The organism is Paenarthrobacter sp. CCNWLY172 (assembly GCF_037402035.1).
GTDB lineage: Bacteria > Actinomycetota > Actinomycetes > Actinomycetales > Micrococcaceae > Arthrobacter.
Genome location: NZ_JBBEGB010000005.1, coordinates 268,561 through 282,721, shown reverse-complemented (window position 1 = coordinate 282,721; position 14,161 = coordinate 268,561). Strand labels below are relative to the sequence as shown.

Annotated in this window: 18 protein-coding genes and 1 tRNA gene; 9 read left to right on the top strand and 10 right to left on the bottom strand. The window is 62.4% G+C overall.

Going from position 1 to position 14,161, the window contains the following annotated elements:
- Window positions 1-54: 54 nt before the first annotated feature.
- Window positions 55-732: an ABC transporter ATP-binding protein gene (locus WBN73_RS09965; protein ID WP_337340104.1), complete on the top strand. Its 678-nt coding sequence runs from the start codon at window positions 55-57 to the stop codon at window positions 730-732.
- A 1-nt stretch (window position 733) separates the two neighbouring features.
- Complete coding sequence (locus WBN73_RS09960; protein WP_337340105.1) at window positions 734-2,266, top strand: DUF6297 family protein; 1,533 nt, start codon at window positions 734-736, stop codon at window positions 2,264-2,266.
- Between the two features lie 30 nt (window positions 2,267-2,296).
- Here the strand turns inward: WBN73_RS09960 and WBN73_RS09955 are convergent, their stop codons facing one another.
- Window positions 2,297-3,148, bottom strand: coding sequence for a PhzF family phenazine biosynthesis protein (locus WBN73_RS09955; protein WP_337340106.1), 852 nt, complete (start codon window positions 3,146-3,148; stop codon window positions 2,297-2,299).
- A 71-nt stretch (window positions 3,149-3,219) separates the two neighbouring features.
- On the opposite strand from WBN73_RS09955, the gene WBN73_RS09950 reads away from it, so the two are divergent.
- A complete protein-coding gene (locus WBN73_RS09950) occupies window positions 3,220-3,642 on the top strand; it encodes a DUF1801 domain-containing protein (protein WP_207595546.1) in 423 nt (140 codons plus the stop codon).
- A 90-nt stretch (window positions 3,643-3,732) separates the two neighbouring features.
- Here WBN73_RS09950 and rplI read toward each other — a convergent pair whose 3' ends face one another.
- The 4 genes from rplI to rpsF all read right to left on the bottom strand — a co-directional run bounded on the left by rplI (window position 3,733) and on the right by rpsF (window position 5,509).
- Window positions 3,733-4,185, bottom strand: a complete 453-nt coding sequence (gene rplI, locus WBN73_RS09945; RefSeq protein WP_024818808.1) for a 50S ribosomal protein L9 — start codon at window positions 4,183-4,185, stop codon at window positions 3,733-3,735.
- An 18-nt stretch (window positions 4,186-4,203) separates the two neighbouring features.
- Window positions 4,204-4,443: a 30S ribosomal protein S18 gene (gene rpsR, locus WBN73_RS09940; RefSeq protein WP_003800144.1), complete on the bottom strand. Its 240-nt coding sequence runs from the start codon at window positions 4,441-4,443 to the stop codon at window positions 4,204-4,206.
- Window positions 4,444-4,571: 128 nt separating this feature from the next.
- Complete coding sequence (locus WBN73_RS09935) at window positions 4,572-5,153, bottom strand: single-stranded DNA-binding protein (RefSeq protein WP_011776754.1); 582 nt, start codon at window positions 5,151-5,153, stop codon at window positions 4,572-4,574.
- A 50-nt stretch (window positions 5,154-5,203) separates the two neighbouring features.
- Entirely contained in the window at window positions 5,204-5,509 is a 306-nt protein-coding gene (rpsF, locus tag WBN73_RS09930) for a 30S ribosomal protein S6 (protein WP_011776755.1), read from the bottom strand.
- A 232-nt stretch (window positions 5,510-5,741) separates the two neighbouring features.
- Between rpsF and WBN73_RS09925 the strand changes: the two genes are divergently transcribed.
- Window positions 5,742-6,080 carry a YnfA family protein gene (locus tag WBN73_RS09925; RefSeq protein ID WP_207595547.1) on the top strand — a complete coding sequence of 113 codons (339 nt, stop codon included), beginning with the start codon at window positions 5,742-5,744 and terminating at the stop codon, window positions 6,078-6,080.
- A gap of 70 nt (window positions 6,081-6,150) precedes the next feature.
- On the opposite strand, the gene WBN73_RS09920 is transcribed toward WBN73_RS09925, so the two are convergent.
- Window positions 6,151-6,233, bottom strand: a tRNA-Leu gene (locus WBN73_RS09920).
- A gap of 120 nt (window positions 6,234-6,353) precedes the next feature.
- Between WBN73_RS09920 and WBN73_RS09915 the strand changes: the two genes are divergently transcribed.
- Window positions 6,354-6,518 (top strand): hypothetical protein, encoded by a 165-nt coding sequence (locus WBN73_RS09915; RefSeq protein WP_207595548.1) that lies wholly within the window; start codon window positions 6,354-6,356, stop codon window positions 6,516-6,518.
- Window positions 6,519-6,544: 26 nt separating this feature from the next.
- The gene (locus WBN73_RS09910) at window positions 6,545-7,204 is read left to right on the top strand and encodes a DUF1345 domain-containing protein (RefSeq protein ID WP_242703455.1); all 660 of its coding nucleotides are present in this window, start codon (window positions 6,545-6,547) and stop codon (window positions 7,202-7,204) included.
- Window positions 7,205-7,291: 87 nt separating this feature from the next.
- On the opposite strand, the gene WBN73_RS09905 is transcribed toward WBN73_RS09910, so the two are convergent.
- The 3 genes from WBN73_RS09905 to WBN73_RS09895 all read right to left on the bottom strand — a co-directional run bounded on the left by WBN73_RS09905 (window position 7,292) and on the right by WBN73_RS09895 (window position 11,170).
- Window positions 7,292-8,707 carry an amino acid permease gene (locus tag WBN73_RS09905; RefSeq protein WP_337340107.1) on the bottom strand — a complete coding sequence of 472 codons (1,416 nt, stop codon included), beginning with the start codon at window positions 8,705-8,707 and terminating at the stop codon, window positions 7,292-7,294.
- A 224-nt stretch (window positions 8,708-8,931) separates the two neighbouring features.
- Window positions 8,932-10,239 (bottom strand): M18 family aminopeptidase, encoded by a 1,308-nt coding sequence (locus tag WBN73_RS09900; protein ID WP_337340108.1) that lies wholly within the window; start codon window positions 10,237-10,239, stop codon window positions 8,932-8,934.
- Between the two features lie 37 nt (window positions 10,240-10,276).
- On the bottom strand, window positions 10,277-11,170 hold the full coding sequence (locus WBN73_RS09895; protein WP_337340109.1) for an intradiol ring-cleavage dioxygenase: 894 nt from the start codon (window positions 11,168-11,170) through the stop codon (window positions 10,277-10,279).
- Between the two features lie 164 nt (window positions 11,171-11,334).
- On the opposite strand from WBN73_RS09895, the gene WBN73_RS09890 reads away from it, so the two are divergent.
- The 3 genes from WBN73_RS09890 (at window position 11,335) to WBN73_RS09880 (ending at window position 13,371) form a co-directional block, all read left to right on the top strand.
- Complete coding sequence (locus WBN73_RS09890; protein WP_337340110.1) at window positions 11,335-11,781, top strand: hypothetical protein; 447 nt, start codon at window positions 11,335-11,337, stop codon at window positions 11,779-11,781.
- Window positions 11,778-12,518 (top strand): cyclase family protein, encoded by a 741-nt coding sequence (locus WBN73_RS09885; RefSeq protein WP_337340111.1) that lies wholly within the window; start codon window positions 11,778-11,780, stop codon window positions 12,516-12,518. The genes WBN73_RS09890 and WBN73_RS09885 overlap by 4 nt, the downstream gene beginning before the upstream one ends.
- A gap of 76 nt (window positions 12,519-12,594) precedes the next feature.
- A complete protein-coding gene (locus WBN73_RS09880) occupies window positions 12,595-13,371 on the top strand; it encodes an IclR family transcriptional regulator (RefSeq protein ID WP_337340112.1) in 777 nt (258 codons plus the stop codon).
- On the opposite strand, the gene WBN73_RS09875 is transcribed toward WBN73_RS09880, so the two are convergent.
- Window positions 13,368-14,138 carry an IclR family transcriptional regulator gene (locus WBN73_RS09875; RefSeq protein WP_337340113.1) on the bottom strand — a complete coding sequence of 257 codons (771 nt, stop codon included), beginning with the start codon at window positions 14,136-14,138 and terminating at the stop codon, window positions 13,368-13,370. The two genes, WBN73_RS09880 and WBN73_RS09875, sit on opposite strands and share 4 nt — an antisense overlap.
- Window positions 14,139-14,161: the final 23 nt, after the last annotated feature.

Below are 14,161 nucleotides of genomic sequence, written 5' to 3'. Positions count from 1 at the left end.
CTCACGCTAAACGCTCCGGCAAGGTCGCGCCAATCCCGCCGGTAGGGTTGCATCATGGGGACAGTTTTGGAAGCCGAAGGCTTGCTGGTTGGGTACGCCGGGGCTCCGGTGTGCGGGGAAGTTTCTGCATCCGTGGATCCGGGTGAAGTCCTGGGAATCGTGGGTGTCAACGGCGCCGGGAAGTCCACGGTAGCCCGTACTCTTGCGGGACGGCAGGCGTCCTTGGCCGGCGACGTGAAAGTCCACGGCCTTCTCATCGACCCTGACGCCGTTCCCTTCCGCCGGCAAGTTTCGGCAGTGTTTGACGACGACCTCTTCTTCCCGTCCCTCACAGTTCGGGAGCACCTCCTCCTCATCGCCCGCGGCCATTCATTGGACAACCCCGAAGCGCGTGTTGAGGAAGAGCTGGATTTCTTCGGGCTCCAGGGAAGGTCGCACGCCATCCCTGACGCCCTCTCTTCGGGCCAGCGGCGCCGGCTGCTGCTGGCAGCGGGGCTGATCCGTCCGTCGTCGCTCCTGATCCTTGATGAGCCGGAGCAACGGCTCGATCCGCGGATGCGGGTGGCCCTAGGTGAGCGCATCGCCGCCCACGCCAAAGAGGGTGGCGCAGTGGTTCTGGTGACCCATGATCCCCAGCTCTTGCTCGCTACCGCCTCATCCTGTTTGGTTATTGACGAGGAAGTCCAGGTATTCGATCCGGAACAGGGGGCCTCGATCATTGCCGGCTCCTGACATGATCACGCTTGAACCGTCCGGCCGGAACAGGGAGCTGGCTGCTGACATCGTCCGGTTTACCCGCAAGTCCGCCCGACGCTACAAACGCAGTCGGATCTCGTGGAGCGACAGGTTCGTCGATGCCTACAGTTGGGGCCTCGGCATCGGCGTGTCCCTGACCATCGCAGCCTCGTTCGTTCTCGCGCTGCGCAACGAAATCGCGGACCGCGCTTCCACCACCGGCAGCATCATTGGCGAGCAATGGCTTGTCCTGCCGGAACCCGTGTTGTGGACGTCCGTGACCTTCGCGGTCCTTCTGTCCATCAGCAACCTGGCACGCAAGTTCGGACCCATGGCAGTGAGTGGTGCGGAGAGCACCTGGTGGCTGACTCTACCGGTGGATCGCCGCCCCATGGTCCTGCCGCCGTTCCTCGGCAAAGTCGCGCTTACCGCAGCCGGTTCGGCCATCATCTACCTTCCCTTCAGCATGGTGATCGCCATTGACCGCGCCCCCGTTGAACACGTTTTCGCTGCACTCACTTTTGGCGGTGCCAGCGCCATTGCGGTGGTTCTGGCGGCCGTGCAACAGCTCTGCCTACTGGGACCCCGGCTGGGTAAGGCGACCACTGCCGCGGCGACTTTGGGGTGCTCGTTCCTTCCCGCGCTGTCGTGGTCTCCGTGGCCAACAGCGCTGGTGGGCCTTGCCGCCGTCGGATTATTGGCGCTGGTGGTGCCGCGGTCCGGACGCGTGCGGGGTGAAGAGCTGGTTCGCGGCGGAGCCGTGGCCGGTCATGCCGGGGCTTCGCTGTTCATGATGGACGCCAATGAGGTGCTGCGCGCCTTGAGCGGCGGCCGTCAAAGGGTCGACGGCGGCAGGGCGGCCCGCTTTTACGCCCGGCACACGCACGGCCCCCTCAGGGCGCTGATCCGTGCTGATGCAGTTGCCTTCTTCAGACTCAATCCTCCGCTGATGCCACCCCTCCTGTGGCTTGTTGCCTGCATCGCCATGCTTTCGGTGGAAGGCGGGCTGCCGGAGTTCGTGCAGCTGGCGGTCATCGTGATCGCGGGGTGTGCCACGGCTTCCGGGATGGGAACCGTGGCCCGGAAGACCGCCCTGGTTCCTGAGCTCGACGCCATGCTTCCACTGCATCCGGCACTGGTCAGGACCAGTCGCGCACTCATGCCTTGCCTTGCCATGTCCCTGTGGATGGCGGTGCTCAGTGGGCTGTTGGTTCTCCTCGGCGCAGCGGATCCGTGGTTGATACTGGTCGGTGCCCTGGCAGGCGTGGGCATGGGCGCGGGAACTCTCCGCGCGGCCACCAGAACGCCACCGGACTGGACCGCCCCGCCGGTTGAGACTCCGTTTGGTCCTGTTCCCCGAGCGCAGCTGGGCTCCCTGCTGCGGGGGCTGGACGTGACCATTTTGGCGACCATCCCGCTGCTCGTGGCACTCTATCTGGGGTACGTCCCATCGACCGTCCTGATGGTGCAGGCCGTGTTCAGTTCAGGGATCTTCCTGGTGGTGGTGCTGTCGAGGCCCAAGCGCACGTGACAGCCGTGCGGGCAGTGCCGTGGGAAGCCTTTAGAGCAGCACCGTTCCTTCGATGCACGTGGCCGACGCTCCACCAACCCAAATCTCGCCGTCCTCCGCTGTGATATGGACCCTGCCTGCCCTGCCCAGCACGGTGCCCTGGGCTGCAATGTACTCTTCAGGCGCCCGACCACTACCGATCAACCACTGCGCCGCGCCGGCATTGAAACTGCCCGTGACCGGGTCTTCAACCATGGCGTCGCCAGGAATGAACGTACGGACTTCAAAGTCGACGCCGGTACCCGGTTGATGCGGTCCGATCACACCGACCTTAAGGTCACCCATGGCAGCGAAATCCGGTTCGATGGCCAAAACTTGTTCCGCGGAACCGAGGAGCACACCGATCCATGTGGGTCCGTTGACCAGCCATGAGGCGTCCAACAGAGCTTCGTCCGGAAGACGCAGGCCGGCAGCGAGCTGGACCCTGATACTGTCATCAACCGGGCCAAAGCGCGTCAGCGGCGGCGCGGCGAAAGCCAACCGACCTCCGTCGTGCTTCACCCTCACCAAACCGGCGCCGCACTCCTGGACCAGGACGCCGTCAGCCTTGGGCACTCCCCCGGCCTGAAGCCAGGTGTGTGCTGAACCCAGCGTCGGATGCCCTGCGAAGGGGAACTCCTCGCTGCCTGTGAAGATCCGCACCTTGTAATCCCCCAGTGGGTCCGTGGGAGGCAGGAGGAACGTGGTCTCGGAAAGGTTGGTCCAGTTGGCGAAGTGCTGCATTGTGCCTGTGCTGAGGCCTTCGGCATCGACCACCACGGCAAGCGGGTTGCCTCGGTAAGGCTGGTCGGAGAAGACGTCCACCTGGTGGAACGGGCGGCTGCGCAGGGCTTCTGAAGTCACCGCTGCAGGCTATCACCGGTTGCTGGCCGGTTTTGCTGACGCACGTGCCCCGGGTCTGCAAAACTACCCCTATGGCAGAGAACAAGACCCAGCCCACGGACGTGTCCGTAGAAGAATTCCTGGCCGCCGTGGAGCACCCGACCCGGCGTGCGGACGGTTTCGAACTGCTGGAGATGATGCGTGACATCACCGGCAAGGAAGCCGTCATGTGGGGGCCGTCGATCGTTGGCTTCGGCAGCTATCACTACAAGTACGACAGCGGCCGCGAAGGCGACGCCGCCGCCGTCGGATTCTCACCGCGCAAGAGCAGCCTGGTGCTCTACGGCCTCACCGAAGGTCCCGACGCAGACCGGCTGCTTCCGGAACTCGGAAAGCACAAGACCAGTGCCGCATGCCTGTATGTGAACAAACTGGACGACGTGGACCGGGACACCCTGGCTGAGATGATCCGTACCGGGTACAAGCACGTGATGGAGGAGATCCACACTCCCTGATTCCCCCGCAAAAAAGACCCCCACCACCGGAATCCGGTGGTGGGGGTCTTGGATGCAGTCAAAGACTACTTTGCGCTGCGTAACACTGCGTTACTTGCTTGCAACGACCTCGAGGTCGATGACAGCGGAAACGTCCTCGTGCAGGCGAACGTTGGCCGTGTACGAACCGACAGACTTGATGTGGTTCGGCAGTTCAACGTTGCGCTTGTCGATGGCGCCGAGGCCAGCGGCCTCAACAGCAGCAGCGACGTCAGCAGGCTTGACGGTGCCGAAGAGACGACCGGACTCGCCGGCCTTCACCTCGAGCTTGACCTTCTTGGAGGACAGAGCCTGGGCCTGGGCCTGTGCAGCTTCAACAGAAGCGTGCGCACGAGCGGCGCGGGCAGCCTTGATGGACTCAACCTGCTTCTCGCCACCCTTCGACCAGGTCAGAGCGAAGCCGCGGGGCAGCAGGAAGTTACGTGCGTAACCGTCCTTGACCTCCACAACGTCGCCAGCAGCACCGAGACCGGTTACTTCGTGGGTCAGAATGAGCTTTGCCATGTTAGTTAATCCCTTCCCTTAGCCGCGGCCAGCGCCGGAGTAAGGCAGCAGAGCAACTTCGCGGGCGTTCTTGATTGCCTGGGCGATCTTGCGCTGTTCCTGAACGGTAACGCCAGTAACGCGACGAGCACGGATCTTTCCGCGGTCGGAGATGAACTTGCGCAGCAGTGCTACGTCCTTGTAGTCGATGACAGTGATGTCAGCGGCCTTCAAGGGGTTGGACTTTGGTTTGGGCTTACGGAGTTCAGCCTTAGCCATCGTGGAGCTCCTTTTCTATGGAGCCCGTGGATATTGATCCACGGGATGGTGGTGTTCGACGGCGGTTGCCACCAAGGTGCCTCGCGGCAGTCCGGGTGAGCGTCCGGCGTCGGACGTTTATGTTTTGTTTAGAAGGGAGGTTCGGAATCCGGGCCGTTGCCCCAGCCGCCGGCATTGCTGACACCGGGCGTAGCCCAAGGGTCATCCTGCTGCTGTGCGGGCTGGTTGCCGCCCCAGGTTCCACCGGAGTTGCCGCCGCCCTGGTTTCCACCAGGAGCGCCACCTCCAAAGCCACCGGAATTACCGGCGTTACCGCCACCGAAGCCGCCCTGCCCGCCGCCGGAGCGCTGGGTACGGTTGACCTTGGCGTTTGCGTAACGCAGGCTGGGGCCGATTTCGTCGACCTCAAGCTCGATAACGGTGCGCTTTTCGCCTTCTTTTGTTTCGTAGGAACGGCTCTTCAAACGGCCGGAAACGATGACGCGCATGCCCTTTGTGAGGGACTCGGCCACGTTCTCGGCTGCTTCGCGCCAGACAGATGCGCGGAGGAACAGGGTTTCCCCGTCCTTCCACTCATTGGACTGGCGGTCAAAGGTCCGGGGAGTAGAAGCGATGGTGAAGTTCGCTACTGCTGAGCCAGACGGGGTGAACCGCAGCTCGGGGTCATTGGTGAGATTACCGATGACCGTAATAGTGGTTTCGCCTGCCATCTACTGCCTCCTTGTTCGTTCCTGCGGGATAAAGATCTGGAAGGGGCTGATTACTCAGCAACGACCTTCTGGTCTTCAGGACGGATGATCTTGGTGCGCATGATCGTCTCGTTAAGAGACAGCTGGCGATCAAGTTCCTTGGCGGTAGCCGGTGCTGCGGTGAAGTTCACCACGGCGTAGATACCTTCGGACTTCTTCTTGATGTCGTACGCCAGACGGCGACGGCCCCAGATGTCAACCTTTTCGATGGTTCCACCATCGGTGGTGATGACATTGAGGAACTTCTGAAGCGACGACTCTACGGTACGCTCTTCGACCTCGGGGTCGATGATTACCATCAATTCGTAAGGACGCATATGTGAACCCACCTCCTTTGGGCTAAGCGGTTACGGTATTTCCGTAACAGGAGGTTCATTTGCGATGCCGTGTACCCGCTCCCCCGCCGAAGACTCGGAAGGAGGGCGCAACACAGACTTCAATATCTTAGTGCATCTCCTGCACCCAAAGCTATTCGAGCGGATCCGTCGCCGGGACAGGTCATTTGGCGTATGTGGATAACCCGGACAGCCAGCAGGGAATACTGGAGCAATGACCGCCCTGAAGTCCATCATTCTCTTCGTCCTGGCCGCCGTTGCAGAGATCGGCGGTGCGTGGCTGATCTGGCAGGCCGTCCGGGAGGGCAAGGCCTGGTGGTGGGCCGGCCTCGGCGTCGTCGCACTGGGCATCTACGGCTTCTTCGCAGCGTTTCAGCCCGACGCGCACTTCGGCAGGGTCCTGGCCGCCTACGGGGGCGTCTTCATCGCCGGCTCGCTGGCCTGGGGAATGCTGGTGGACGGCTTCCGCCCTGATCGCTGGGACGTGGTCGGGGCTGCAATCTGCATAGTGGGCGTGGGCGTCATCATGTTCGCACCCCGCCCGGGAGCGTAGGCCCGAACACGAGAGCCCCGGGCCGAACGCTGCAAAACCCCCGGAAGGCGACCTTCCGGGGGTTTCTTTGTGCGCGGAGGGGGACTTGAACCCCCACCCCCTTTCGAGGACTAGCACCTCAAGCTAGCGCGTCTGCCATTCCGCCACCCGCGCAAGGTGATCAGGAGAAACAATGTTTCGTTTTTCTCCTCGACAGCGACAAAGACAGTAACACGAACAGGGCCGATCCGCAGATTCCTGAGGTCTTGATGGAGCCTCGCTAGGGTGGTGGCCATGGATGCCACACCCCTGAATGCCTTGGTCCTGACTGTCGTCTTCGCCGGGATCGGACTCTACGCCCTGTACTTCGTGATCCGCTCAGGCGTCCGCGACGGCATCCTTCAGGCCGACAAGAAGCGCAGCGAGCAAACGGAGCCGTCAAGCCCAACCGACTTTTGAGCTCCCCCACTGGTTAGGGTGGGCACATGGATAACGTCAGGGTGAGGCGGAGCCGGCTGCGCTTTGTGGTCATGGTCCTGGCGGGCACAGCCGCGTTCGTCGCTTCCGGCATCTCAGGCAGCTGGGTGGATGCGCCCGCGGTTGGCTGGGCCGTGGCCGCCTTGGTCTACGTTGTCTGGGTTTGGCTGGTGATCGCACGGCTCGATCCTGCAGAAACGCAGCACCATGCAACGTCCGAGGACCCGTCGCGGGGAGTCACCGACCTGCTGATACTCGTGGCCAACCTGGCCAGCCTTGCTGCTGTGGCCGCCGTGATCGTCAATTCGCACACTGAGGGAACCGGCTCCCGCCTATCTTCTGCGGCACTCGCCCTGGCGTGTGTGGGACTGTCCTGGATGCTGGTCCAAACGCTTTTCACGCTGCGGTACGCCGAGCTGTATTACAGCCAGGACGCCCACGCCGGCGGTGCAGTGGGTGGCATCAGCTTCAACCAGGACCGGCCGCCGCAGTACACGGACTTCGCTTATCTGGCCACGAGCCTGGGCATGACGTACCAGGTATCGGACACCAATCTCGGCAACCACTCGATCCGGCTGGAGGCGCTGAAGCACAGCCTGCTGTCCTACCTGTTTGGAACAGTCATCCTTGCCGTCACCATCAACCTCGTCATCGGCCTGGCCCAGTAACCACGAGGCCTACGGCGGTGACCTTAAAGCGAAACGGGGCAGCCGTCGTCGAACGCTGACGCTGGCTGCCCCGCTGCCGAAGGACGCTTACGACGCCGGTCCCCCACCGACCGTCGCCTGCTCGGCGTCCGCGGTGGTCGCCTCGGGTGAAGCGGCGCCACGCTTGCGGTAGCGCCAAATGCCGATGCCCACCACGATTGCGGCCAACGCCAGCGACAGGAAGAGCGACTCACGGGTGGATTCGATGATCACCATCCCGACAATGAGGGCCACGATGGCGCCGATGGCGATCCACGTGAGGTACGGGAAGAACCACATCTTGAGGTCGAGGTCCTTGGCTGCAGCCCCCATGCGTTTGCGCAGGATGAGTTGCGAGGCCGCAATGACCAGCCACACAAAGAGCGCGATGGCACCGGACGTGTTCACGAGGAACAGGAACACCGTGTCCGGGGCGATGTAGTTCAGGCCGACGGTAATGAACCCCACCACTGTGGAGGCCAGCACTGCTGCTGCCGGGACGCCACGCTTGGAGATCTTCATCCAGGACTTGGGGGCGTCTCCCCGCTGGGAGAGCGAGAAGAGCATGCGGCTGGCGGTGTAGAGGCCGGAGTTCAAGCAGGACAGCACCGAGGTGAGGACAACGATATCCATGATGGTGCCTGCGCCCGGGATTCCGTACAGCTCGATCACGGCAACGTACGGGCTCTTGGCAACGGAGGCGTCGTTCCACGGCAGAAGCGTGACAACAATGGCGATGGATCCGATGTAGAAGATCAGGATGCGCCACACGGTGGACTTCACGGCCTTCTTGACGGCGTCTACGGGGTTTTCCGATTCACCGGCCGCGATGGTGGCGATTTCGGCGCCGAAGAACGAGAAGACCACCACGAGGATGCCCGCCAGGACTGCGCCCGGACCGTTCGGCATGAAACCGCCCTGATCCAGGAGGTTGGCGACGCCCGGGGCGGAGACGCCCGGCATGAGGCCCAGGATGGCAGCGATGCCTGCGAGCAGGAAGATGACAATTGCGGCCACCTTGATGGACGCGAACCAGAACTCGAACTCGCCGTAGGACTTGACGGAACCCAGATTGGTCAGCGTCAGGAGCACCATCAAAATCAGCGCCCAGATCCACTGGTCCACACCGGGAACCCAGCGGTGCATAATGGCGGCGCCCGCCGTTGCCTCGATGCCGAGGACGATGATCCAGAACCAAGCGTAGAGCCAGCCGATACTGAAGCCAGCCCACCGGCCAAGGGCCTTGTCAGCGTAGGTGGAGAACGAGCCGGTCTCCGGATTGGCAGCAGCCATCTCGCCCAGCATGCGCATGACCAGGATAACCACCAGGCCGGCAGCCAAGTACGCCACGAGGATGCCGGGACCGGCTTGCTGGATAGCGGCGCCGGACCCTACGAACAAGCCTGCGCCAATAACGCCGGCGATGGCGATCATGGAGAGGTGCCGGGGCTTCAAGGATTTTGAAAGTTGTTGGTCAGCGTGCATGGATCTGCGCCGTCCTTTAGGTTTTTGCGGGGTGGCCGGAGTGGTGTGCCACGGGCCACATGACTCACTCACGCTAGCTTGCTGCACCATCGCACTACCTGTGCAGCTGAACATTTTGACGCCCCCAAAAAGGGGAGTGTGCACAAAATGTACACCTTCAGGCATCCAATGTTTCGTATTGAAAACTTTTGTAATGCCCCTGAAATGAGTGTTTGAGGCTTCCGTTAGACGAAGGTGCGGAAGAACAACTCAACAACAGTTGCCAGGTACCGTGGATCCTTAACGCCGCAGAGCTCGCGCGCAGAGTGCATCGACAACAAGGGAATGCCTACATCCACCGTCCGGATACCAAGGCGCGTGGCAGTCAGGGGTCCAATGGTGGATCCACACGGGAGATCGTTGTTTGACACGTATTCCTGGTACGGAACGCCGGATTCGTCGCACAACCGGGCCCAGAACGCAGCACCTGTGGCATCCGTGGCGTAACGCTGGTTGGCGTTGATCTTCAGCAGCGGGCCACCGTTCAGCACTGGTTTGTTGGCGGGATCATGCTTTTCCGCGTAGTTCGGGTGTACAGCATGGCCGGCATCGGCGGAAACACAGAACGACGCCGCCAGCGCCTGCCGCCGCTGGCTCACCGAGGCGCCGAGGCCGTCCGAGATGCGGACCAGGATGTCTTCGAGGATGGGGCCGCACGCTCCGGAGCGCGAGTTGGAGCCGATCTCCTCGTGATCGAACGCAGCCACGACGGCGATCGGACCCCCAACCCGAGCTGACGCCGCGTGACTGATCAGTGCCACCAGGCCCGCGTGGGTTGAGGAGAGGTTATCCATGCGGCCTGACGCGAAAAACTCGCTGTTGGCCCCGAAAACCGCGGGGGCCTGCGTGTCTGCCACCACGACGTCGTACCCGCCGATGTCCGCAGCATCAACAGCGGTGCCCTCCACACGATCGGCGAGCAATCCGAGGAGATCCTCCCCGGCGGGGTCGCCTTGGCCGAAGATCGGGTTCATGTGCTGCTGCTTGGACAGATGCAGTCCATTGTCGTTTACACCGCGGTCCAGGTGGATCGCCAACTGGGGGAAGCGAAGGAGAGGGCCCGTGGCTGTCAGATGCTGCGTTCCGTCACGCATGACCAAACGGCCCGCCAACTGCAGTTCCCGGTCCAGCCAGGAATTCAACAGGGGTCCGCCGTACACCTCAACGCCGGCCTGCAGCCAGCCGAATTTGCCCGTAGTGGGCTTCGGCTTGAGTTTGAAGGACGGCGAATCGGTGTGTGCACCGAGGATATTGAAGCCCGTGGTGGGGCCGGCATTTTCGGGCGTTACCCACGCAATCAGGGCGCCGTCGCGGATCACGTAGAACTTGCCAGCTCCGCCATCCCACGGCTCCAGTTCATCCAGGGCCATGAAGCCTGCAGCCTCCAAGCGGCGGGCGGCCTCGTGGACTGCATGGAAGCTCGACGGTGACGCAGAAACGTAGGCGCCGAGATCCTGGATGTGGTCAACTGCTGCGGAAGCATTCGAAGGCATGACCCCGAGTCTAGCCGCGCTTTCGCCGCCGGCCGGGCTAAACGGTAACGTTCAGCGCGGCCGTATAGCCGCCCGCGACCGAGCCGGATATAGTCGCGAGTTGGTATATACCCCCATCGTCGCCAAAGACATTGTCCGAGGTCAGCGTGGTGTTGGGGAAGTTTCGGGCGCTGGACTCGTAGCCCGCGGTTGCGTAGACCGCTTTGCATGCCGCCTCTGTGAGGGCGATCTGGGAGACAGCCAACACCTGCCCGGCAGCAGTGGTGTTGCTCATCGATTCGAATACCTCAAAGTGAATATGTGGCCAGCGGCCGTTGTACGCGCCTGGGTAGATGGTGCTGAAGGTCAACTGGCCGTTGGCGTCAGCCTCCTGTACACCCCTCAAATAGTTCTGGTTCTCCAAGCCCGAATCGTACAGGGAGTACTTGCCGTTCCGGTCACAATGCCAGACGTACACTGCAGCACCAGCCAGCGGTGAGCAGCCATTGGCGTTGTCCAGGAGTGTCAGGGTCACCGTGAGGGGTACGCCCTCGGCCGTAGTGGTGGACGTTCCGAAACTGGATCTGATGTCCCGGCGGACCACCCCGGAGGCCTCCAGTACGTTGGGGCCATTGGAGCCATCTCCCGGGTAGGGCCCGAGCGTCTCCTCAGGGATCTCGACGCCGCATTCAGCAAATGCCCGGGTCACCGTGCTGGTGGCGGACGCTGTTGGCGATGCGGCCGCCGTCGTACCTTCCGTGGCCGTTGCTGCGGCCGTGGCGCTGGAAGTGCTCGACGACGATGTACCGCTGACATCCGAACCGGGCGTGCAGGCTGCGAGGGCGGCCGCAGTCCCGGCGCCGAAGAGCACACCCAAAGTGCGTCGCCGGCTCAGGAGTGTGGAGAGGTCGAATTCGAGTCCGCGATCGTGGTTGGGATGGGGAGTAGTCATGTCTCCATGTAACGCGTGCGTCCTGTGCCTTGTACATGGGAAGGCTGTGGGGGGACTGTGCAAATCCGACGTCGCGTGCAGTATAAACATTTCTGTATGCTTGTAATGCACGTCACATCGTGGCACGATGGCTCAACGGACATAATGACGGAAGGTCACTCGCTATGAACATTGATTTGAAACCAGTGCGAAAGCTTCGAATTCACTGGCCCATTCCCGTGGAAACCATGAAGCAAATGGCCGCTGGCGACCTTGGCGCCCTCGATTCCGATGAAGGCATTGCCTCCCTGCTGAACGAACTGCAATCGGCCCCCGAACTGGGCGGCTTCGGCAACTACCACCACGTCTTCGAGTCCTCCGCGGGTTTCGAGGGATTCACGGTAGCTGAGGGGGCCAAGCCCACTCTCGGCGCTGTAGGCCAGCGGACCATCTCGCCTACTTTTGTATTCACCACCTACTTCGACGATTCCCTCGACTACCGGACTGTCCAGGAGTTGGTGCAACGGATTGTCGACATCCACCCGTGGGAAGTCCCTGTCATCGAGGTCTCGGGTCCGCTCAGTGTCTCCAGCAGCTCCGCCGTCCACGCCGAAGCGCGAGTGGCATCATGAGCTCGCCCCTTTGGCAGGAACTGGCACCCCTTCTCCGCAACAGGACATTTACGGACCTGACACACGCCTTTCATCCTGGCCAGCCGCATTTTCCGGCCTTTCCCGACGAAGACAGGGAAACCCTCTTCGATCTGGAAAAGGGAGACGGGTTTACAGCCCACAGATACTCGATTGTGGGCCAGTGGGGTACGCACGTTGATCCGCCGTCGCATTTTGTCCTGGGCGGCCGGACACTCGACCAACTGCCCGTGGAGGACATGATCCTGCCGTTGGTTGTCCTGGACATCAGCGACCGCGTCGCGGCCGATCCGGATGCTACCCCCACTGTGGAGGACGTCCTGGGCTGGGAGGCGCGGAACGGGGACATCCCTGCCGGGTCGTTCGTGGCCCTGCGGACGGGCTGGAGCCGCCGCTGGCCGGACAGTACAGCCATGGCAAACGTCGACGAAGCCGGGATCAGCCATACTCCCGGATGGTCGCGGGAAGTTTTGGAGTATCTGGTCGAAAAACGATCCGTCAGCGCAATCGGCCATGAACAGACAGACACCGACCCCGGCATGGCCACGTCGCGGCAGGATTTCAGCCTGGAAACTTACATCCTGGCCCAAGACAAGTGGCAGATAGAGCTTCTTGCCGCCCTGGACCACCTTCCGGAGGCCGGTGCAGCCTTGGTGGCTACGTGGGCAAAGCCGCTCGAGGGCAGTGGTTTCCCGGCCAGGGTCTTCTCCATCCACTGACTCCGGCCGTCCTGTGATGCCGGCTGTGACGCCGGGCTGTAATGCCGACGCAAGCCACGGTAGCTAGAATCGATCCATGTCAAAGACCTCCAGCATGGGCCGCGGCATGATGGCCCTTCTTGCGGTGGGGGCGCGTCATGCGGAAGGTTTCGACGGCGGTACGGTAGCCGACGTCGCAGCCCGCCTCGGCAAAGACCGCAGCCAGGTATCACGAAGCCTGAAGGGTGCGCAGCAGGAAGGCTTCCTGACACGTTCGGACCAACGCGAGTACAGCCTGGATTGGTCCATCCTGACGGACGCCCAACTTGTCACAGAACAACGGCTGAAGACCGATGGCCTCACGGCCTTGGAAGGATTGGCCACCGAAACCAACGAGGCCTGCTTTTTGGGCGTACTGAGCGGAAACAGTACGGTCACCATCGGCGAGCAAGTTCCCGAGAGCGCAAACCTTGTGGGCTCCTGGTTGGGCCGCCCCTACCCTGCCTACTGCAGTGACGCCGGCCAGGCGCTCCTGTGGGATGCCCCGGACACGGAAATCCGGAAAATCTTCAGCACAGTGGAGTTCGTGAGGCATGGCCCCAACACTCCGGTTTCCGTGGATGATTTCCTGGAACGGCTCAACAAAGCCCGCCTCCGCGGATACTCGATTGTTGATGAAGAAGCTGAACCCGGCCTCTACTCATTGTCCGCGCCCATCCGCGACTTCAAGGGAGATGTTGCCGCGGCCCTGCAAATCGTTGGGCCAAAACATCGCGTGGAGCCCCAGCGGGAAGCCTTCGCCGTGGCTCTCGGTTCCTGGCGGACATGGCTCGAGTCCAGGGTTGGCGGAGGCGTACGCCAGTTCGACGCCTAAGGTTCCAGGACCGGCCCGCCGCTGAGCCGTTGGGCGCTGGAGTGAAGGACAGCGGCGATCTCCGGGGCGGCGGACTCCACGGTGGACTGGCTTCCCAGCACGCTCAGAGCAGCAATGATCCGGCCATCCTCTGTCCGAACGGGGACGGCGAGCTCCCAAACGCCATGTTCAAATTCTTCAGCAGCGAGAACAAAGCCCCGTGGCCTGTCGCGTTCCATCAACTCGGCGACCTCGGGGGCGGTGTGCGCGGCGGCGGGTCCGCCTACGCCGATGAAGTTAACATCCCTGAGTAGGACTCCGATGTCCTTGGGCGAGTGGTCCCACAGCAAGGCCCGCCCCGAACCCGTGCACCACACCGGGGTGACCATGCCGGGCTTGGCGAACCCACCAAGGACAGAGTTGTTGGTGGACGAACGCAGCAAAAGAACACGGACACCTTCCCGAACGGACAGCCGGGACCGCAGTCCGAACGCGGACACCAGTTCTTCAAGTTCCGCAGGTGACTTCTGAACCCACGTACTGTTCAGGGAGGCTGCGAGGCTGAAGAACCGCGGTCCTGTGCGGAAGGGGCCACGGTCCACCCGTTCCAGCAGTCCAAGATCACACAATTCCTGGGCCAGTCGGGAGACCCGGCTTTGCTCCATGTCCAGTCCGGCAGCCAGCTGCGAGACACCCAAAAGTTGGCGTCCCTGCTTTTCGCGGTCCGTGACCATACGGACAAGGCGAAGACCCTGGCCCAGGGATGACGCCTCCGGTGACACCTCCACGAATCCGCTCCTTCCACCAAGCG